Origin of the sequence: Phytopseudomonas daroniae, assembly GCF_004327285.1 — a bacterium.
In the GTDB taxonomy this organism is placed as follows: Bacteria; Pseudomonadota; Gammaproteobacteria; order Pseudomonadales; family Pseudomonadaceae; genus Aquipseudomonas; species Aquipseudomonas daroniae.
Genome location: NZ_QJUI01000024.1, coordinates 1 through 18901 on the forward strand (window position 1 = coordinate 1; position 18901 = coordinate 18901).

The window sequence follows — 18901 nt, forward strand, 5'->3', positions numbered from 1 at the left end:
CGCTGCAGGGGCCTGCTGCTCGTACTTCTCAACAATGACTTGCCAGATGATCCTTCTCCACCTGCTTGACGATGCCGCCAAGCATACAGGCTGGGCTGCTCAAAGATGTTGAAAGGCATGGCTCTAACAGCTACCTGCGTTGCCATCGCGGCGTTAAAAACAGGCTGGATCGCCAGCCCGGTCAAAATGCTCATTTACAGCTTGTAAACTCCGCTTTCTCGCCTGTTTTTGCCTTGTGCTGACTGCCTCGCCGACGTTTTCAACAGCCTGTTAAGCTTTACGCCATGAACTACCTCGCACATTTGCACCTGGGCGGTAACGCGCCCGCCGAATTGCTCGGCAGCCTGTATGGCGATTTCGTCAAAGGGCCACTGAGCGGGCAATGGCCGGCGTCCATCGAGGCGGGTATCGCCCTGCATCGGCGTATCGATGCCTTTACCGACAGCCATCCGTTGCAGGCGCGGGCGCGGGCACGTTTTCCCGCCGATCGGCGGCGGGTTGCCGGGATTCTCCTCGATCTGTTTTTCGATCACTGCCTGGCGCGGGACTGGCAGCGCTACAGCGAGCAACCTCTGCAGCAGTTCACGGCGCGCGTCTACGGGGTTCTGGCTGCCGAGCTGCGTTTACCTGGCAATCTGCAACGCATGGCACCGCGCATGGCGGCCCAGGACTGGTTGGGCAGCTACCGGGAATTCGAGGTGCTGGAGCAGGTGATCGCCGGTATGTCCCGGCGCCTTTCCCGGCCTGGCTTGTTGGACGGTGGCCTGGAGGATCTGCGTCGTCTGTATGAGCCGCTGAGCGAAGACTTCAGCGCCTTCTACCCGGCGCTGATGGCCTTTGCGCGTGAGCAGCGCGGGCAACTGTAGATTCTTTCCTGCTCAGTCTTCGCTCAGCAGGCCGAGACGTGCGAGCAATGCGGGATTGAGCTTGTTGCGTCTGGCGCCTTCGAGGTGCGCGCGCAGGCGATCGGCTGCACCGAGGCGGTCGCCGAGCTCGATCAGGTCGAGAATTTCCAGATGCTCCAGCACCTGCTTCTGCCGCAGTGGGCGAGGCAGATCCACGCTGTATTCGACCAGACGCCGCAAGCCATTGAGGCGTTTCAGCGATTGCAGCAGAAAGCGATTGCCCGAGAAGCCGGCGAGGATCTCGTGGAATTTGGAGTTGGCCTCGAACAGCTCCTGAGTGGTCATGCTCAGATAGCCGCTGCTGGCGATGTATTCCTGTTGCTGGCGACACAGCGCCAGCACTTTCTGATCGACCTGAAAGGTCGGTGAGAGCAGGCCGGCCGGCTCGATGGTCACCCTGAAGGTGAAGCTTTCCTCGTAGGCCTCTACCGAGTCGATCACCGGCAGCATTCGCCAGCCCTGGCCCGTGCGCTGCTCGGCCCAGCCTTCCTGCTGCATGCGCAGCAACGCCGAGCGCAGTTCGGTGCGCGAGACGCCGAACTGGCGCATCAGGTCGATTTCGGTGAGGTGCTCCGGGAGCTGCCGCGACAGGCGCAGCTCGACGAATTTCATATACACCGAATCCTCTTCGGCTTCGGCGATCTCCAGTACCAGGTCATTGAGATCATCGGCCGCCCGAGCAAGGAAAAAACCACGGTTACGGTCGTGCTTGAGCATGCCGCGCTCGGTGAGATGGCTCAGTACGAATTTCACCGGCGTGCGCGAGGTGTTCAATGTCTGCGCCAGCTGTGACTCCGCCAGGTGATGGCCAACGGGCAGGCGCTCGCGGCGAACGTAGGCGATGACCTCGCGGGCGACGCGTTTCTGTAGGGCAGTGAGAGCCATCGAGTGAGTGTTTTCCTGAGCCATGGCGGTGGCGTTGATTCTCCGTGGGGGCACTGCCGGTCTGGCTGAACGTGCCAGTCAGGCACTGCATTCTGCTACGTAATCTGCCTCGCGCAAAGGTGTTGTAGCGAGCCGTTACTTTAAACATATATTGTTTTTTGTTTCGATTAAGATCAATATTATCTTCCCTGATGTACCGATAAAGTCCGTTACAGAGCGCTATTTGTTGGTCTTTTATCGGCTGTATGAGCTCCGTTGCGATAAAAAGCATGACCGCTTGCCGTGCTTCCACTTCTCTCCAATGCCCGGCGGGGTTCGATCGTCACTCGCATCGGCGCACCCGATCGAGACTCAGGCCAGCAGGCTCTTTTCTTGCGGGGCGCTCCTCCACCGGGGTTACCGCCGCACTGCAGTTGCATGTACCTAAGGGGAAACAATGTTCAAAGGCCACTGGCTGAATTACCTGGGAACGCCGCTGGTCGGCGCTATCGGTGCCCTGATCGCCAGCGCCATCGGTTGGCCGCTGCCGTGGATGATTGGTTCGCTGGTCGCGGTAATCCTGGTGCGCTGCACCACCGCCTGGCAGTTGCAGGCACTCCCTGGAGGTCGCAAGTTCGGGCAATGGATCATCGGTATCGGCATCGGCCTGCACTTCACGCCGGCGCTGGTCGAGCAGATTGCCGGGCACCTGGTGCCGATCATCATCGGTGCGTTCATCACCGTACTGAGCAGCATCATCGGCGTATGGTTCATGCGCCGCACCGGGGAAACCGCAGCGACGGCCTACTTCTCCAGCATGCCTGGCGGTTCGACGGAGATGGTCAACCTCGGGGCTCGCAACGGCGCGGAGCTTACCCGGGTCGCCGCGGCGCAGAGCCTGCGGGTAGTCGCGGTCGTGCTGCTGGTACCCGCGCTGTTCAAGTTTCTGGTCGGTGACGGCGAGGCCTTCCCGCACCCCATCCATGCCGACTGGCCCTGGCTGGCGCTGATCCTGCCACTGGCGGGGACGGCGGGCTGGTTGATGCAGCGTTTCAGGCAGCCGAATGCCTGGTTGTTCGGGCCGCTGCTGGTCAGTGCGATCATCAGCATCGGCTTCGATCTGCACAGCACCCTGCCCGCAGGCGCCAGCCAGGCCGGGCAGTTGATGATCGGCAGTGCACTGGGTTGTTTCTTCAATCGCGCCTTCTTCCGCTACGCGCCTTCGTTTCTGGCCCGCACCCTGCTCACCACGCTGGCGATGATGCTGGTGGCGTTCCTGGCAGCGGTGCTGATCGGCTGGGGGAGCGGGTTGGGTTTCCAATCCCTGACCCTGGGCATGATGCCGGGCGGGATCGCCGAAATGAGTCTGACCGCGGAAACCCTGCAACTGGCGGTGCCGCTGGTTACCGCGATGCAGGTGGTTCGGCTGTTCGTGGTGTTGTTTCTCGCCGAGCCGATCTTCAGGCGTTGGCAGCGACAGAGCGAGCGCAGGTGCCCTTGATGGCGTTTCATCCTTCCGTTCTCGGCCGTCTGTAGCGCCGGATCAGTGCTTTCTCCAGTTCGGCAACGCAGAACAGCAGGGCGCCGGCCGCCAGTACCCGTAGCCATTCGCTGGCGCTCAGGCCGGTGGCGCCGAACACCTGCTGCAGCGGCGGGGCGTAGGTGAACAGCAACTGCAGCACCACGCAGGCGGCAATGGCGATCAGTACGGCGGGGTTGCCCAGCAGCCCTTCGCGGTTGAGCACCGAGTCGAAGATGTGGCGGCTGTTGAACAGGTAGAAGATCTCGCACATCACCACGGTGTTGACGGCGATGGTGCGCGCGCTTTCCAGGCTGGTGCCGCGTTCCAGCTCCCAGAGGAACAGGCCCAGAGCGCCGGCCATCATCAGCACCGAGACCATCAGCACGCGCCAGACGAAGAACCCCGATAGCAGCGGTTCGGCGGGGTCGCGCGGGGCGCGCTTCATCAGGCCGCTCTCCGAGGGTTCGAAGGCCAGGGCCAGGCCCAGGGTGCTGGAGGTGACCATGTTGATCCACAGCACCTGCACCGGGGTCAGCGGCAGGGTGAGCTGGAACAGGATCGCGCTGATGATGATCAGCGCTTCGCCGCCGTTGGTGGGCAGCATGAACAGGATGAATTTCTTCAGGTTGTCGTAGATCGCCCGGCCTTCGCGCACCGCCCCGGCGATGCTGGCGAAGTTGTCGTCGGCCAGCACCACCTCGGCGGCTTCCTTGGCCGCTTCGGTGCCCTTGCGGCCCATGGCCACGCCGACGTCGGCGCGTTTCAGGGCGGGCGCGTCGTTGACCCCGTCACCGGTCATCGCCACCACCTGGCCGCTGGCCTGCATGGCCTGCACCAGGCGCAGCTTGTGTTCCGGGCTGGCGCGGGCGAACACCTCGACGGTGGGCAGCACCTGTGCCAGGCGCTGGTCGTCGAGCAGCTCGATCTCGGCACCGGTCATGGCCGGGCGATCGATGCCGATGCCCAGTTGCGCACCGATGGCGCGGGCGGTGTCGACGTGGTCGCCGGTGATCATCCGTACCGAGATGCCGGCACGGCGGCACTCGGCGACCGCGGCAATGGCCTCTTCGCGTGGCGGATCGATGATGCCGACCAGGGCCAGCAGGCTGAAACCCTGCTCGACGTCGGCGATGTTCAGGCTGCGTTGTTCGGCCGGCGCCGCGCGCGCGGCGATGGCCAGCAGGCGCAGGCCGCGGGCGGCCAGGTCGGTGGCCTGGCGGCGCCAGTAATCGGCGTCGAGGGGCTGTTCACTGCCGTCGCCGCCGCGCTGGCTGGCGCACATCTCGAGGATGCGTTCCGGCGCGCCCTTGAGGTAGATGACGCCGTGGCCCTCATGGTCATGGTGCAGCGTGGCCATGAAGCGGTGTTCGGACTCGAAGGGAATGACATCGCTGCGCGGCAGCCGGCCGTGCAGCTCGGCAACGTCCAGGCCGGTCTTGAGCGCCAGGGTCAGCAGGGCGCCCTCGGTCGGGTCGCCGTGCAGCAGCCAGTGGCCGTCGTTGTCCTGCTGCAGCCGGGCATCGTTGCACAGCAGGGCGGCGCGGCCGATTTCCTGCAGTTCGGCATCACCGTCGCCGACCGCCTGGCCGTGGCGCTGGAAGCCGCCCTCGGGCGCGTAGCCGACGCCGCTGACATCGACGATGGAGCTGGCGCTGACCACGCGCTGCACGGTCATTTCGTTGCGCGTCAGGGTGCCGGTCTTGTCCGAGCAGATCACCGTCACCGAACCGAGGGTCTCCACCGCCGGCAGGCGCCGCACGATGGCGTTGCGCTTGGCCATGCGCTGCACGCCGAGGGCGAGGATCACCGTCATGATCGCCGGCAGGCCTTCGGGGATCGCCGAGGCGGTCAGCGCCACCACCATCATGAACATGTCCGCCGCCGGCTGGCCGCGCCACAGGGTGCCGAGGACGAAGGTCGCCGCGCCGAACAGGACGATGGCCAGCGCCAGCCAGCGGCTGAACCGGTCGATCTGCCGCAGTAGCGGCGTGGACAGGCTCTGCACCTGGCGTAGCAGGGTGCCGATACGGCCCAGTTCGGTGTCGACCCCGGTGGCGACCACCAGGCCGACGGCCTGGCCACTGCTGACCAGGGTGCCGGAATAGGCCATGCCGCGGCGGTCGCCGAGGGCGGCGTCGGGTGCCACGGCGTCGACGGATTTCTCCACCGGCACCGACTCCCCGGTGAGGGCAGCTTCCTCGACGTTGAAATTCTTCACGCTGAGCAGGCGCAGATCGGCAGGCACCTTGTCGCCGGAGGCCAGCAGCACCACGTCGCCGGGCACCAGTTGCTCGGCGGGGATCTCCCGGCGTTCGCCGCCACGCAGCACCATGGCATGGGCCGACAGTAGGTCGCGGATGGCATCCAGGGCGTTCTCGGCCTTGCCTTCCTGGATGAAGCCGATGACTGCGTTGACCAGCACCGCGACGAGGATCACCGTGGTATCCAGCCAGTGGCCCAGCAGTGCGGTGACCAGCGACGCGGCGAGCATCATGTACAGCAGCACATTGTGGAATTGCGCCAGCAGGCGGCGCAGGGGGCCACGGCGTTTCGGCGGTGGCAGCCGGTTGGCGCCGTGCTGGTGCAGGCGCCGGGTGGCTTCGTCCTGACTCAGGCCATCGTTGCCGCTGGCCAGTTCGTCCAGCGCATGTTGTTTATCCAGGGCATGCCAGCGGTGCTCTGCAGCGGCGGGGTTTCGCTGGGGCATGTCGGTGTTCTCCATTGGTTTGCATGGGGGCAACGGTAGCCCGGCTGCCTGCCCGCGGTCTGACCTGGATCAAGATTCGACGCCGCGTTACGGCGTTCAATGGGCATGAACCCAGGGTCAGCGAGGTGACCAACAATGAAAAAACTACTGGTGGCAACCGACCTCTCGGAACGCTCCGCGCCAGCTGTGCAGCGTGCTGCACAGCTGATGCACAAGCAGGGCGGCGGCGAATGGACGTGGTTGCATGTGGTGGATGACGATGCGCCCGAAGACTTTGTAACGGCACATGTGCAGCGTGCCGAGGCGCTGTTGCAGGAACAGGCGCAGCAGGTCGCCGAGCAGGCAGGCAGCCGTCCGCGGGTTCTCGTCTTGCGGGGGCAGGTGGAGCAGGTCATCACCGAGATCGCCGAACAGTTGCAGCCCGATCTGATCCTGGTCGGCCAGCATCGGCCTGGTCGTCTGCTCGACCTGTTCAGAGGTACCACGGTGGCGCGCCTCATCCGTGCATGCCATGTGCCGGTGTTGCGTGTGGCCAACGAGGTGCGGGGGGACTATGCGCATACCCTGCTGGCGCTGGATCTGTCGCCGGCTTCGCTGCAGGCCTTGCAGCGTGCCCGCGAGCTGGATCTGCTCGACCTCGAGCACTGCGACGCGGTCTATGCCATCACGCCGATCCCGGTGAGCGTGGTGGCCGAAGTGGGCAACGACCGACGCTTGCTGCAGGCCCAGGCCCGCGAGGCGCGCGAGCAACTGCTGCGCGGCCTGGAAGGGGTTGGCGTGAGCTTTCCCGAAGCACGTCTGCACTTACCTCTGGGCGAGCCGGGGCATGCGCTGGAGCTGGTGCGCAAGGAGACCGCGGCGGATCTGCTGGTGATGGGCACCCATGCCCGCCAGGGGATTCAGCGATTTCTGCTCGGCAGCATTGCCAGTCGTATGCTGGCGGACAGCCACGGCGACGTGTTGGTGGTGCCACCGCACGCCTGATTCAGGCCGCCTGCTGCACAATGGTTTCGCCATACAGCGCCTGAGCGACGGCCGCCTGGGCGCGACGGGCCAGTTCGTTGCGATTGCCTGACTGGCTGTCGATGGGCTCCAGCAACTGGATCTGCACCTCGGCGACATCGCTGCTCATCAGGCGCAGCAGGTGCGAGAGCATGTCGTCATCACCGATGAAGGGCGCCACAGGACATACCTGCCCATCACGCAGGTAACGAATGGCCACCGGCTGCAGATCGATGCCGCTTTCGATGGCGCTGCTCAGCAGGCGGCCGTGAAAGGTACGCAGCGCCGTTCCATCACAGGTAGTGCCCTCGGGAAAGATCAGCAGATGCCGACCGCTGTTCAGGTGCCGCCCCAGTTGCTGGTTCAGCAAGCCGCCATCGCCCGCGCCGCGCCGAATGAACAGCGTGCCGGCCCTGTGCGCCAGCCAGCCGGCTACCGGCCAGGTGCGCACCTCGGCCTTGGACAGGAACGACAGCGGCGCCAGCATGCCGATCAGCGGAATGTCCGTCCAGGAGATGTGATTGCTCAGCCACAGCATGGGCTTTTGTGGAAGTTGCCCGTGGACGCTGACGCGAAACGGCAGGGCGTTGCCGAGGCGGGCGAGGAGCCAGCGAGTCAGGCGCTGGCGCAACCCCATCAGGTCACGGCGGCTCAGGCGTTCGATGGGAGCCAGCAGGGCGGCGAGCAGGGTGGCTACAGCGATTACCGCCAGCAGGCGGGTCAGGCGCATATACAAACGCAGTTTGCTCATCGGTGTTTCTGACCTGCTAAGGCTAGTAGTCGGAGGGGCCCTGATCGAGAACTGACAGCGACCGGCGCGGCATTATCTACCGCGCCTGGCCGCCATCGACAAGCGTCTTCTCAGAGCCTGTCCATGATCTTTGTGTACTTGGGAACCCATATGCCTATGAATGACGGCAATAAGGCGTAAGCAGATGTAGGGTGGATGACGCTCTTTTCATCCACCAGCCCGTAGGATGGGTGAAACCCATCAATTTCCGATGGGTTTCACCCATCCTACGACCGGCCGCTTGCGCTTCTTTGCTGTCATTGCACATGAAATTTCGTCGAAAGATCGTGAACAGGTTCTTAGACCGCTGCCTTGAAATGCCGCGCATAACGCGGGCACAGTTCGTCGCGCTTGAGCAGGATGAACACGTCGGCGACCTGGAAATCCTTGTCCCAGCACGGCTCGCCGCAGACTTTCGCACCCAGGCGCATGTAGGCCTTGAGCAGCGGTGGCATCTCGGCGATGACGTTACCTGACAGCTCCAGAGCAGGCAGTGGCGTTTTCGGTTCTGCGCGCAGATTTTCGGTGCACAGGTAGCGTTCGCGCAGACGCTGCATGATCGCCTGCGCCTGGATGCCGCCGTCCTGCATGGGAATGCTGGCGCAGCCCATCAGGTAGCGATAACCGCCCTCGTTGAGTACCTCGGCCAGCTCGGCCCAGAGCACGGCGATGGTACCGCCATTGCGGTAGGCGCTGTCCACGCAGGTGCGGCCGATCTCCAGCACCGGCCCTTGCAGGTGACGCAGGCCATGCAGGGCGAATTCCTCTTCGCTGTAGAAGCGCCCGAGGCCGGCGGCTGCCTGGTGGTCGAGCAGGCGCGTAGTCGCCACCAGCTCGCCGCTGTTCAGGTCACGTACGCCGATGTGCCGGCAGTGCAGATCATAGTCATCCATGTCCAGACCCAGTTCGGCGCCTTTCAGCTTGGCGTCGAACTCGGCGCTGAATACACGGAAGCGCAGGGCCTGTGCCTCGCGCAAGGCGCACGGAGTGGTCAGGCGCTCGGCCTGCAGACGACGGGAAGTGGTGCTGCGCGCGGGTGCCATGGCGTTCTGGGTCATGCCTTACCTCCGTTGCGGGTCGGGGCAGCGCTGCTGCGCACTCGAACCGGATTGGCCTGCTGACCTGAGTAAACTCAGGAAACAAACGCAGGCTAGGCAGGGCTGGTGTCACCACTGTGAAGCTTTGGTGATGCTTGTGTGACAGCTCCCGCGGAGGGTGCACATCGGTGCTGGCGAACGATCGGGTTCAGTCTTGCCGCAACCTTGCTTACCATGTGCGACCGATAGCCTTTGAGCGCACGCACCGAATGTTCTTCATCAGAAACCTGGGTTTGCCCTTCATCCTCATAGCCGGTGGCCTGGTCGCGCTGATGGGCCTGGTGTTGCTGTCCCAGCAGAGCGGCTCGTTCGCGTCTTGGGCGCAGACCGCGCGGGCGATTTTTCCCTGGATGATCCTGCTGCCGGCGTGCGGTGCGTTGTGGGCCACGCAGCGGTTGCTGCAGATCTGGCGCTGGCGCCGCGGCACCCTGGATGGCGGCTGTGAGCGCTGCACGGGCGTGATGGCAGGCGACCGCTGCCGGATGTGCGGCCAGCGGCGTTGATTTGCCATGCGCACCGTGCTTTGCAAGGCGTACCCGGACGGCTATCGTGGCGCATCCCCCACCTCTCTGCCGAGATGCCATGTGCCCGTCGTCCCATTTTCCTTCTGTGCGTGATTGATGGCCGGTCAGGTATTTCCCTGGCGGGAAGGTAATCGCTTCACCCTGCTCAACGATGGGCCGGTCTTTTTCCCGCGGATGATCGCGTGCATCGACGCCGCCCTTGAGACGGTCGAGATCGAGCAGTATCTGGTGGTCAGTAGTGCCTGCACCGACGCCCTGTTGCGTGCCCTGTGCGAGGCCGCGCGACGCGGCGTGACGGTGCGTTGCCTGTTCGATGCCTTCGGCTGCCAGGGCCTCAGTCTGCGCGACCGCCAATCGATGCTCGATGCCGGCGTACAACTGCGCTGGTACAACCCGCTGCGCTGGCGCCGTGGCATGCGCAACCTGTACCGCGATCACCGCAAATTACTGGTGATCGACGAGCGAACCGCCTTTGTAGGTGGAACCGGCTCCACCGATGAGTTCTGGACGCCCGGCGAGCCGGTGAGCGCCTGGCATGAGGTGATGGTGGAAATCGACGGGCCGCTGGTGGCCGACTGGCTGCAACTGTTCGACCGCCAGTGGCAGGCCAACAATGCCCGGTTCGCCTGGCGCCCGTACCTCACACCGCATCGCAAGCCGCTGCCCCATCTGCCGCCAGCCGGGCCGGGCTGGGGCAGGGTCGCCTATGCCGATGCCCGTCAGCATCGCGACATCCTGCAATCGCTGATCCGTGCACTGAACGGTGCGCAACGGCGCGTGTGGCTGGCCACCCCGTACTTTTTGCCCACCTGGAAAGTCCGCCGTGCGCTGCGCAAGGCAGCGGCGCGGGGCGTCGACGTTCGCCTGCTGCTCAGTGGCCGGCACACCGATAACCCGCCCGTGCGCTTTGCCGGGCAGCGTTACTACCCGCGGCTGCTCAAGGCGGGCGTGCGGATCTTCGAGTTTCGTCCGCGTTTCCTGCATCTGAAGATGGTGCTGGTGGACGACTGGAGCAGCGTCGGTTCCTGCAACTTCGACCACTGGAACCTGCGCTTCAACCTCGACGCCAACGTCGAGACCCTGGATGCGGACTTCACCCAGGCGGTGCTGCAGAGTTTCGAAACCGATTTCCCGCAGAGTCGCGAGGTCGATTTGCAGATGTGGCAGGCGCGGCCGTTCTGGAAACGTCTGCGTCAGCGCCTGTGGGGCTGGCTGGATCGCCTGGTGGTCAATCTGCTCGATCGGCGTCGTTGATACGAGCCAGCATGCGCAGGTAAAGGCGTATGGCCTGCGGGTTAATCTTCCGGTATCTGATCCGTATTCAACTCCCATAAGACATCGAGAACGTGCTGCGTCGAGCGTTCCAGATCTTTGCTTCGATGGGCGATCCCGAGTTGTCGCCACAGCGTAGGATGTATGGAGCGCATGAGGATTCTTGCGTCGGGTTGCGGTGTCGACGCTTCGTGGGGAAGCAGCGTTGCGCCATATCCCGCAGCGACGAGACTTTTGATCGCATCGTTGTAGTTCAACTGAATACGAGGTACCGGCTGCTTTTCAGCATGGACAAACCAGTCGGCAACCAGCCTCGATAGCTGAGTACTTTTGTCATTCAGAATCAGCGGTTGATCCACCATCCATTCTGGCGTCACCCTATCGGGGCAATCCCAGCGAGCGGGTACGAAAGCCATCACGGGATCACGTCTCCACGGCTCGATATGCAGGTTTTTAACGGCTGACTGCGGCAGTGCGACCAAGCCAATTTCCAATTGGCCCTCGGCAAGGTTCTTCAGTGTTTCCTGTGATGTCAGTACGGATACCTGAACATCTATTGCCGGGTGGCGCTCGCTCAATATCTCCAACGCCTGCGGCAACAGTTGGGCGAGTGCGCCTGTAGAGGCGCCTAGTCGTACACGTCCGGTCAGTCCTTGCACCTGTCGCTTTACTTCGTCCAGCGCTTGCTCGGCATCCGCCAGTAAGCGGCGTGCACGTTCAATCAATGTGTAGCCAATCGCAGAGGGCTGAATGTTTCCTCGAGTACGGGTGAGGAGCTTGCCGCCAACACGCGATTCCAGCTCCGATATATGCAGGCTGACGGTTGGCGGCGCGAGATTCAGCAGTGTGGCCGCTTCGGCAAACGAACCCAAGTCAGCGACGGCAACCAGTGTGCGCAGGCGATCCAGGCTGATTTCACGCATCAGTAGCTCGATTCAGAAAATATGAATTATAGGTTTTATAAATTCAACTTTTACAACTTTATTGGTTCTTGGAGGATGAGATTTCTTCTCCAAGAGTTGAAGACTCATGAAATATCCGACTGTATTTATCGACGGCGACCAAGGCACCACCGGCTTGCAGATTCACCAGCGTCTGCGTAATCGAAGCGATCTCAAGTTGATAACGCTGGCTCCCAAGCATCGTAAGGACTCCAGGCGTCGTGCCGAGGCCATCAATACCTGTGATTTTGCGATTCTTTGCTTGCCCGATCCGGCGTCCCGTGACGCTGTGGCAGCTATTGAAAACCCTGATGTCAGGGTCATTGATGCAAGTTCCGCGCATCGTACTCATCCAGATTGGATCTATGGCTTTGCCGAGATGGATTCCGGACAGCCTCGGCGAATCGCGATGGCGAACCGGGTCAGTAACCCAGGTTGCTACCCCACTGGCGCGATTGGATTGCTAAGACCATTGTTGAGAGCTGGCTTAGTGCGACGAGATTATCCCGCGGTCATCCATGCCGTATCCGGGTATTCCGGGAAAGGCCGAACCGGCATTGATGAGTACGAAGGAGAGCAGTCCATACTGGCTCCGGCATTTCAGGTCTATGGTCTTGGCCTCGCTCATAAGCATGTTCCGGAAATTCAGCAGCAAAGTGGGCTGACAGAGCGGCCTGTCTTCGTGCCTGCCTATGGGGCCTTTCGGCAGGGCATCGTGCTAACCGTTGCACTGCACAGCCGCTTTCTAGCCGAGGGCGTCAACGCCCGGCAGCTACATGAGTGCCTAGAAATGCACTACCGCGCTACGAAGCACGTTCAAGTAATGCCGAGGCATGAGGCGAATGAGCTGACTCATCTGGATCCTCAATCACTCAATGGAAGCGATGGAATGCGACTAGCCATCCTGGATAACGAGGGATCGGGACAGGTTTTACTGGCGGCAGTTTTCGACAATCTTGGGAAGGGAGCAGCCGGGGCTGCGGTGCAGAATTTAGATCTGATGATGAGTGGTGTGTGAGCGGAGTGATCTGCAGGTGTATCTGGGTATCGCTTTCTACAGACAGTGGGCATCTCCCAGTAGGGAGTTCGTGGGGATCAGATGTCCTCGATTGCTGCGTTCGCCCAGCTACTCCAGTAGCCGGGCGAACGGCGCTATCGCCGCTTAGCGGTAGCGTTCCAGCCAATGGGCGTAGGGGGCTGGCAGTGTCCAGGAGGCTTTGTCGACGCCCAGTTCCTTGGCGGCGAAGTATGGCCAGTGCGGGTCGGCCAGGTGGGCGCGGCCGATCGAGACCAGGTCGAGGTGGCCGGCTTTCAGCGCGTCTTCCGCCAACTGCGGCGCACCGAAGCCCCAGGCGGAGGTTACGGGCAGGTCGGCTTCGCGGCGCACGCGCTCGGCGATGGGGCCCATGAATGCCGGGCCCCATGGGATGTTGGTATCGGGGATGGTAAAGCCGACGCTGACGCTCAACAGATCCAGGCCGCCAGCCTTGAAGCGGCGAGCCAGTTCGATGGATTCGTCGAGGGTCTGCTCGTCACGGCCGTCGTACTCGAGCACTCCGAAGCGGGCGGTCAGCGGCAGGTGCTCCGGCCAGACTTCGCGGACGGCGGCGAGGGTTTCCAGCATGAAGCGGCTGCGGTTTTCGAAGCTGCCACCGTAGGCATCGGTGCGCTGGTTGGAGTGCTCGGAGAAGAAGCTCTGGCCCAGGTAGCCGTGGGCGAAGTGCAGCTCGATCCATTCGAAGCCGGCGTCACGGGCGCGGCGGGCGGCGTCGACGAAGTTCTGGCGCACACGGGCGATGTCTTCCAGGGTCATGGCGCGCGGCACTTTCGGCAGGTTGGCACCAAAGGCGATGGCGGACGGCGCGATGGTTTCCCATCCGCGCGAATCGTTGTCCGCGATGTGGTCATCACCTTCCCACGGGCGGTTGGCGCTGGCTTTGCGGCCGGCGTGGGCGATCTGGATGCCTGGCACGGAGCCGGCAGCCTTGATGGCTTTGACCACCGGGATGAATGCCTGGGCGTGCTCATCGCTCCAGATGCCGGCGCAACCCGGGGTAATGCGGCCTTCCGGCGCCACGGCGGTGGCCTCGACGACCAGCAGACCAGCGCCGCCACGGGCCAGGCTGGCCAGGTGAACGTGGTGCCAATCGTTGATGACGCCGTCTTCAGCCATGTACTGGCACATCGGCGGGATGGCGATGCGGTTGCGAAGGGTAACGTCTTTCAGCTTGAAGGGTTCGAACAGCGCAGACATGGACAGACTCCGGATGGTTCGTTCATTTACGTTTGTTCGATCATAATCGAACTATGGCAATTGTCGATAGCCTCGTTATCATGTGCAGCATGCGAGCCTTCAAACATCCCGATCCCAGCGACCTGACTCTCGAGCGTCTGCTTTACGCCCTGAGCGATCCTGTCCGCCTGGAAATCGTTCGCTGCCTGTCAGGTGTGCCGGAAGCCACCTGCGGTGAACTCGATGGCGGCCGCCCGAAGTCCAGCATGTCCCACCATTTCCGGGTGCTACGCGATGCCGGCCTGGTGCATACCCGCAATATCGGTACCACGCACATGAACTCGCTGCGCGCCGATGAGCTGAATACACGCTTCCCTGGACTGCTGGCCGCCATCCTGCTGCAGCAGTGATCGCGGGCTTTTGCGATACCTTTCATTCGAACTGATGATTTCTCCCTGCGGCCTCAGCTGAAAAGGTTGCCGCTGCACACGCTCATACCCGCTGCGTACGCACATCGATGGAGACCTCGATCTGGTTTTCCAGATGGGCCTCGACAGGCCACGGAGCCCTATGCACGTTTTCGCAGCGTCACGAGTGGATCGAGCGCCCTCATCGAGAGTGTGATTGGCCCAAGGGGGTCAGGAAGCGAGTGGCGTGACGAGCGGTATCCATACAGTGCGAACCGATTTACATGTCTTTGCCTCACAAGCTTATGGACAAATATATAAATAGATTCACTGCTGAAACAGGTTGTCAGCTCGACCTCGAAAGAGGCCCGACGGGCATATGTTTCAAAGCCATGTCTGCGAGCGGTCAATGCGTAGGGCGCAGGTATCTGAGCACCGCACAACTCGCCAACTGTGCACTGGTGCAAGCGGTGTTTCTCGACTTCATCGCCCAAACAAAAAGGGCGTTGGAGTCGGGGGACAAGGGAATCGCTGGCAATATCCATCCCTGTGACGATGAGGCCGATTCGACGTCGGGGTTATGACTGCGCCGTAATTGAAACGCCTGCAGTAGAGGGTTAGTGGATGGTTTGTTCGTTAGCAGGGTTTCGATGGGTAGCTTGACGGGTATGGCAGTGGCTTTTTGCGTAAACCCCATGGAGTAAGGCAGTTCTGCAGCTACCTTGCCTGACGCGCCCTGCTTACAGTGCAGCGTCGTTCGCTTACGCAGGCCTTTACCTCATGAATCTCTGGTTTCGTCTTTTTCTGATGCTCCTGCGCCGACCATGGCGCCGGCCGGTACCTGCTTTTGAAACCACTGTCGTACGCATGCGCGTCTGGCCGCTGGATCTGGATCTGAACCGCCATGTCACCAACGGTCGCTACTTCACTCTCTCCGATGTCGGGCGTATGGATTACGTGCTGCGCAGTGGCGCGTTTCAGGTTGCCCTGCGCCATCGTGCTCTGCCCATCGTCGGCGACGTGTGGGGCAAGTTCCGCCGCGAGCTGAAGCTGTTCGAAGCTTTCGAGATTCACACCCGTATGCTGGGTTGGGATGACAAGTGGAGTTTCGTCGAGCACCGTTTCGTCAAGGCTGGTCGGGTGGTGGGCGTGGTCATCATGCGTGGGTTGTTTCGGGGGCCGAAAGGCAACGTGCCGCCGGCAGAATATGCCCGCGAACTGGGTTTGCCGGAGCAATCCCCGGAACTGCCGTCCTGGCTGACGAACTGGTCTGAGAGTTGCGAGCAACTGAGCAACCAGTTGCGTAGCGAGCAGGAGTAAACAGGCTGAACATCGCGTAGCCATGGAGCCTTCAGGCTGCTCGGAGGGTTCAGATTACCCTCTAGACGTAAACCGGCTCTATCGATTGTGAGACCCCGTCTCCTGGGGCAAAGGGCAACATTCCCCGGAGCGTTGCCTGAGGCCCAACCGAGTGATCGGCAGGTTATCCCAGTGAAGCGAAACACCTTTCCACGCAGTATGATGGCGCATCGCTATTTCATGCGGTGCGCTTGTCACGCTCCGGCATGAGGCTTTGCATCGGAGAGGGCATGGGCACGGAACCGCTGAGCAAACCGCAACTCAAGGAGCTGGTGCGACGCGTCATCGTTGCCCAGGGAAATGCCTTCATCAAGGAGCTGCTGCGTGGCACCAGCGCCAGGATCGGGGCGACCAAGGAAGACTTTGCCGCCAACCTGGACGCCGCCATCGATGCCGATGAGCTTACCCAGGAAAACCTAGAAGCCTGGCTGGCGGAAGTCGAGGGTTGGGGCGATCAGCACCTTTACCTAATCGAGCCCCCGCAGATCGAGCCCGGCGCGCTCGCCGCCGGTATCGCGGCAAGCCCACATGCCGGTGCACTGAGTGCGAGCGCCAGTCTGGAGTTTCCCGAGACGCTGGAGCTGAAGCATATCGGTCTGGGCAACGGCGGTCTGTCGATGGTCTGGCATCAGTGCAAGGCCGGTTGGAATCGCTGGAAGCCAAAGGACTTCGTTGTTGAAGAAGGGCTGGAGCGTTATCGCTTCGATGCTTATCGGCAACGCCTCGACCGCAGTGTCGTCCGCTACGAATGGCGTTTCGGCGATCCCTATTGCGCGATTCTGATCCACCGCAACCCCGACATCGACCACAAGGCCGTCTTCCAGGATATCCGCGCGACGCTGGCGGCCATCGGCTGCTCGGATACTGCCCCGGTGCCGATTCCGCTCAACCAGGCGGTGAAGGTGGCAGCGGCGAAAGGAAAGGGCGTGCATTCGACCCGCTTCGAGCTCGATGGCGGCTATGTGGAAATGGCGTCGACCCTGGCAGAAGGCGGAATCGAAGCCGTGGAGCCGGTGCGCGTGGTGCTACAGGCCGTGGATACGGGCCAGTTCGACCGGGCGCAGGGCATGCTGCATTTTGCCGCCGAGGAGCATGGCACGAGTCGGCGAATCGCCGTTCAGGTCTATGGCCGCGAGGCCAGGTTGCGGATCTGGGCGCAGTGCAAGCGCGAGGACATCGTGCGCATCGTCGAGCTGCTCTGGGAGTACAACAACGCGCCATGAGTCCATCATCACTAAGCCGCTGGCAGGCGGAAATCAACCGGCGCCTGGAGCAGGGCGTTGACCTGGAATTCACCCTGGAGCAGTTCGCACAGGCGGTCGATGCTCTGGAAAGCGACAAAGCCCTGCAGGCCTTCTTCGACAGCCTCGTCGCATCCGCGGCGGCGCGCAGAATCGAGGCCTATCGTTGCCCCGTTCGCGAATGCGCCAGGGTTCTGCCGCCTGGTGTATGCCCGGTCTCCTGCCCGTATTGCCACACGGATTATCAGCAGGAGGGTTGCGAGGCCATCGTCGAGTATTTCTATCGGCTGGCGGGACAGAGCAGCCGCGATATCAGGTGGGTGATCGTCATCCATGGCATGAACAGCCGTGCCAAATGGCAGGAAGAATTCAGCTGGGAAATCGCCAACCGCCTCAGCTATTCAGCGCCTGTGCTCATCTACAAATACGGCTGGGCGACCATCGACGTATTCGCACGCTGGCTGCACCGCCGGCTGGCCAAGCGCCTGGGCGAGCGGATGAGGATCGCCATCGGGCAGGCAGAGAAAAGCCGGCATCCGTCGAGGCCGGACATCATTGCCCACAGTTTTGGCACGCTGCTTTTATCGCGCGTACTGGAAGACCCGGATTTCGCCGACCTGAAGTTCGGCCGCATCATCACCGCAGCGAGCATCGTACGCCCGGATTTCGATTGGGATCGCCTTGTCGCCGAGGGCCGCATCGAGGCCATTCTGAATCACGTCGGCGCCCAGGACGGCGCAGTGCCCTATGCGCAATACGCCATTCCCGGAGCGGGCCCTGGCGGAGTGGCGGGCTATGACGCAAAAGCGGTTCTCAATGTGCGTACCGAGGATTACCGTCATTCGGGGTTCTTCATCCCCGAGAATCTGCGCGTGCTGATTTCACGTGAAGGGTTGTGGCACGGTTTTCTGACCCGCCCGCTGACGCACTTTCGTCCGGTTGGTGCCTTCGTGCCCGGACGTGAGTGGCGACCGGCTCCCGTGCTGGCACGCATCCTCACACGGTCGATGGCGTATACGGTTTTTTGCCTGCTGGCGCCGTTCTCATGGCTGCGTCGGCGGCTGGATCCTTGAGACCGTTTGCACGGACGAATGGCGCGCGGCAGTGATGACGGCCGAACGCCAAGGGGCATCACGGCTCCTTGACGTTCGATAAGGAGTAGGGCGCCGCCTGCGCGCCCTGGTATCAGTTGCTCGGTCGCTGCTTGGTCGAATCCAGCTCGGCTTTACTGGCGGTGGTGATCTCGGTGATTTGCGCCGATTTGGCGATGGCGAAGTCGAAAGTGTCCTGCATCTTGGCAATGGCCTCGGTCGGTGTGCCCTTCAGCCCGCCACTGGCTGCCCAATCGAGGTTCCAGACGCCAGATAGATCATCGGCACCCGCCACGTCGTGGGTTTCGATGGCGGTGAATACATCCGGATGGCGCTGCATGTATTTGGCCGCCTCGACAACATCGGCAGGAACCTTGCCCGACGTATCGTTGGCCAACTGCGAGATTTCTCGCCCGGTAATGGCAGACTTTCCGTTCTGGCGCATGTAGTCGGCGATGGTCTTGCTGGACTTGGCGATATCCAGCTTGGCATCGAATACCGAAGTCGAGGAATTTTGCGTATTCGGGTTGCCGCCAGTGGGTGACACGGTAGTAGACATCGGCCCTGCTCCCTCAATGGATGTATGGCGCGTGGCAGTTGATGCTGCCGTCGTCCCGGACGTTAGCAGCAAGCAAATGGCTCGCGCGCATTGCATTCACAGCAATTCGCAAATCGCTGAATATTTCACAGCGTTTCACAGCTTTGGGAGCCGACCCTAGAGACGCGGAGCGCTTTTCACGGTCGAAAGCGCTCTTTCAATCGCCTCGTGTGGCGTCGAGGCATGGGGCTGCTCGACGTAGGTATATTTGCTGTTATCCAGAACCAGCACCTGAGCTTTTTGGGTCAACCTGTCGACGTCATAACCCAGATCGATACAGGCACCCAGAACGGCCAGCATGGCCTGTTCCAGTACCATCTCACTATGCGTCGCCATATCTGCACCTCG

The 18901-nt window shown here is 62.1% G+C and carries 19 protein-coding genes; 10 read left to right on the plus strand and 9 right to left on the minus strand.

Annotated features, from left to right (window positions below):
- Positions 1-194, minus strand: a 194-nt coding sequence (locus DNK06_RS25235; RefSeq protein ID WP_207390031.1) for a hypothetical protein, incomplete at its 3' end; no start/stop codon positions are given.
- Between the two features lie 90 nt (positions 195-284).
- Between DNK06_RS25235 and DNK06_RS21550 the strand changes: the two genes are divergently transcribed.
- On the plus strand, positions 285-866 hold the full coding sequence (locus DNK06_RS21550) for an acyl carrier protein phosphodiesterase (protein WP_131182046.1): 582 nt from the start codon (positions 285-287) through the stop codon (positions 864-866).
- Positions 867-878: 12 nt separating this feature from the next.
- On the opposite strand, the gene DNK06_RS21555 is transcribed toward DNK06_RS21550, so the two are convergent.
- Positions 879-1790, minus strand: a complete 912-nt coding sequence (locus tag DNK06_RS21555) for a GntR family transcriptional regulator (protein ID WP_165493690.1) — start codon at positions 1788-1790, stop codon at positions 879-881.
- Positions 1791-2226: 436 nt separating this feature from the next.
- On the opposite strand from DNK06_RS21555, the gene DNK06_RS21560 reads away from it, so the two are divergent.
- Positions 2227-3270 carry an AbrB family transcriptional regulator gene (locus DNK06_RS21560; protein ID WP_131182047.1) on the plus strand — a complete coding sequence of 348 codons (1044 nt, stop codon included), beginning with the start codon at positions 2227-2229 and terminating at the stop codon, positions 3268-3270.
- A 7-nt stretch (positions 3271-3277) separates the two neighbouring features.
- Here the strand turns inward: DNK06_RS21560 and DNK06_RS21565 are convergent, their stop codons facing one another.
- Positions 3278-5998 (minus strand): cation-transporting P-type ATPase, encoded by a 2721-nt coding sequence (locus DNK06_RS21565; RefSeq protein ID WP_131182048.1) that lies wholly within the window; start codon positions 5996-5998, stop codon positions 3278-3280.
- Positions 5999-6133: 135 nt separating this feature from the next.
- Here DNK06_RS21565 and DNK06_RS21570 point away from each other — a divergent pair, with 135 nt between their 5' ends.
- Positions 6134-6982, plus strand: coding sequence for a universal stress protein (locus DNK06_RS21570; protein ID WP_131182049.1), 849 nt, complete (start codon positions 6134-6136; stop codon positions 6980-6982).
- A gap of 1 nt (position 6983) precedes the next feature.
- On the opposite strand, the gene DNK06_RS21575 is transcribed toward DNK06_RS21570, so the two are convergent.
- On the minus strand, positions 6984-7751 hold the full coding sequence (locus DNK06_RS21575; RefSeq protein ID WP_131182050.1) for a lysophospholipid acyltransferase family protein: 768 nt from the start codon (positions 7749-7751) through the stop codon (positions 6984-6986).
- Between the two features lie 338 nt (positions 7752-8089).
- On the minus strand, positions 8090-8848 hold the full coding sequence (olsB, locus tag DNK06_RS21580; protein ID WP_131182051.1) for an L-ornithine N(alpha)-acyltransferase: 759 nt from the start codon (positions 8846-8848) through the stop codon (positions 8090-8092).
- A 248-nt stretch (positions 8849-9096) separates the two neighbouring features.
- Here olsB and DNK06_RS21585 point away from each other — a divergent pair, with 248 nt between their 5' ends.
- On the plus strand, positions 9097-9390 hold the full coding sequence (locus tag DNK06_RS21585) for a hypothetical protein (protein ID WP_131182052.1): 294 nt from the start codon (positions 9097-9099) through the stop codon (positions 9388-9390).
- A gap of 117 nt (positions 9391-9507) precedes the next feature.
- Positions 9508-10665, plus strand: a complete 1158-nt coding sequence (locus DNK06_RS21590; protein WP_131182053.1) for a phospholipase D-like domain-containing protein — start codon at positions 9508-9510, stop codon at positions 10663-10665.
- Positions 10666-10706: 41 nt separating this feature from the next.
- On the opposite strand, the gene DNK06_RS21595 is transcribed toward DNK06_RS21590, so the two are convergent.
- Positions 10707-11606 (minus strand): LysR family transcriptional regulator, encoded by a 900-nt coding sequence (locus DNK06_RS21595; protein WP_131182054.1) that lies wholly within the window; start codon positions 11604-11606, stop codon positions 10707-10709.
- A gap of 106 nt (positions 11607-11712) precedes the next feature.
- On the opposite strand from DNK06_RS21595, the gene argC reads away from it, so the two are divergent.
- Positions 11713-12642 carry an N-acetyl-gamma-glutamyl-phosphate reductase gene (gene argC, locus DNK06_RS21600; protein ID WP_131182055.1) on the plus strand — a complete coding sequence of 310 codons (930 nt, stop codon included), beginning with the start codon at positions 11713-11715 and terminating at the stop codon, positions 12640-12642.
- 144 nt (positions 12643-12786) lie between these two features.
- Here argC and DNK06_RS21605 read toward each other — a convergent pair whose 3' ends face one another.
- Positions 12787-13878, minus strand: coding sequence for an NADH:flavin oxidoreductase/NADH oxidase (locus DNK06_RS21605; protein WP_131182056.1), 1092 nt, complete (start codon positions 13876-13878; stop codon positions 12787-12789).
- Positions 13879-13931: 53 nt separating this feature from the next.
- On the opposite strand from DNK06_RS21605, the gene DNK06_RS21610 reads away from it, so the two are divergent.
- The 4 genes from DNK06_RS21610 to DNK06_RS21625 all read left to right on the plus strand — a co-directional run bounded on the left by DNK06_RS21610 (position 13932) and on the right by DNK06_RS21625 (position 17937).
- A complete protein-coding gene (locus DNK06_RS21610) occupies positions 13932-14267 on the plus strand; it encodes an ArsR/SmtB family transcription factor (RefSeq protein WP_131182057.1) in 336 nt (111 codons plus the stop codon).
- Positions 14268-15044: 777 nt separating this feature from the next.
- Positions 15045-15584, plus strand: coding sequence for a thioesterase family protein (locus DNK06_RS21615; RefSeq protein ID WP_131182058.1), 540 nt, complete (start codon positions 15045-15047; stop codon positions 15582-15584).
- A 269-nt stretch (positions 15585-15853) separates the two neighbouring features.
- Positions 15854-16846: a hypothetical protein gene (locus DNK06_RS21620; protein ID WP_131182059.1), complete on the plus strand. Its 993-nt coding sequence runs from the start codon at positions 15854-15856 to the stop codon at positions 16844-16846.
- Positions 16843-17937, plus strand: a complete 1095-nt coding sequence (locus DNK06_RS21625) for a hypothetical protein (RefSeq protein ID WP_131182060.1) — start codon at positions 16843-16845, stop codon at positions 17935-17937. The genes DNK06_RS21620 and DNK06_RS21625 overlap by 4 nt, the downstream gene beginning before the upstream one ends.
- Before the next feature lie 112 nt (positions 17938-18049).
- Here the strand turns inward: DNK06_RS21625 and DNK06_RS21630 are convergent, their stop codons facing one another.
- Together DNK06_RS21630 and DNK06_RS21635 are read right to left on the minus strand one after the other, a co-directional pair.
- Entirely contained in the window at positions 18050-18514 is a 465-nt protein-coding gene (locus tag DNK06_RS21630) for a hypothetical protein (protein WP_131182061.1), read from the minus strand.
- 156 nt (positions 18515-18670) lie between these two features.
- On the minus strand, positions 18671-18853 hold the full coding sequence (locus DNK06_RS21635; RefSeq protein ID WP_131182062.1) for a hypothetical protein: 183 nt from the start codon (positions 18851-18853) through the stop codon (positions 18671-18673).
- Positions 18854-18901 lie beyond the last annotated feature (48 nt).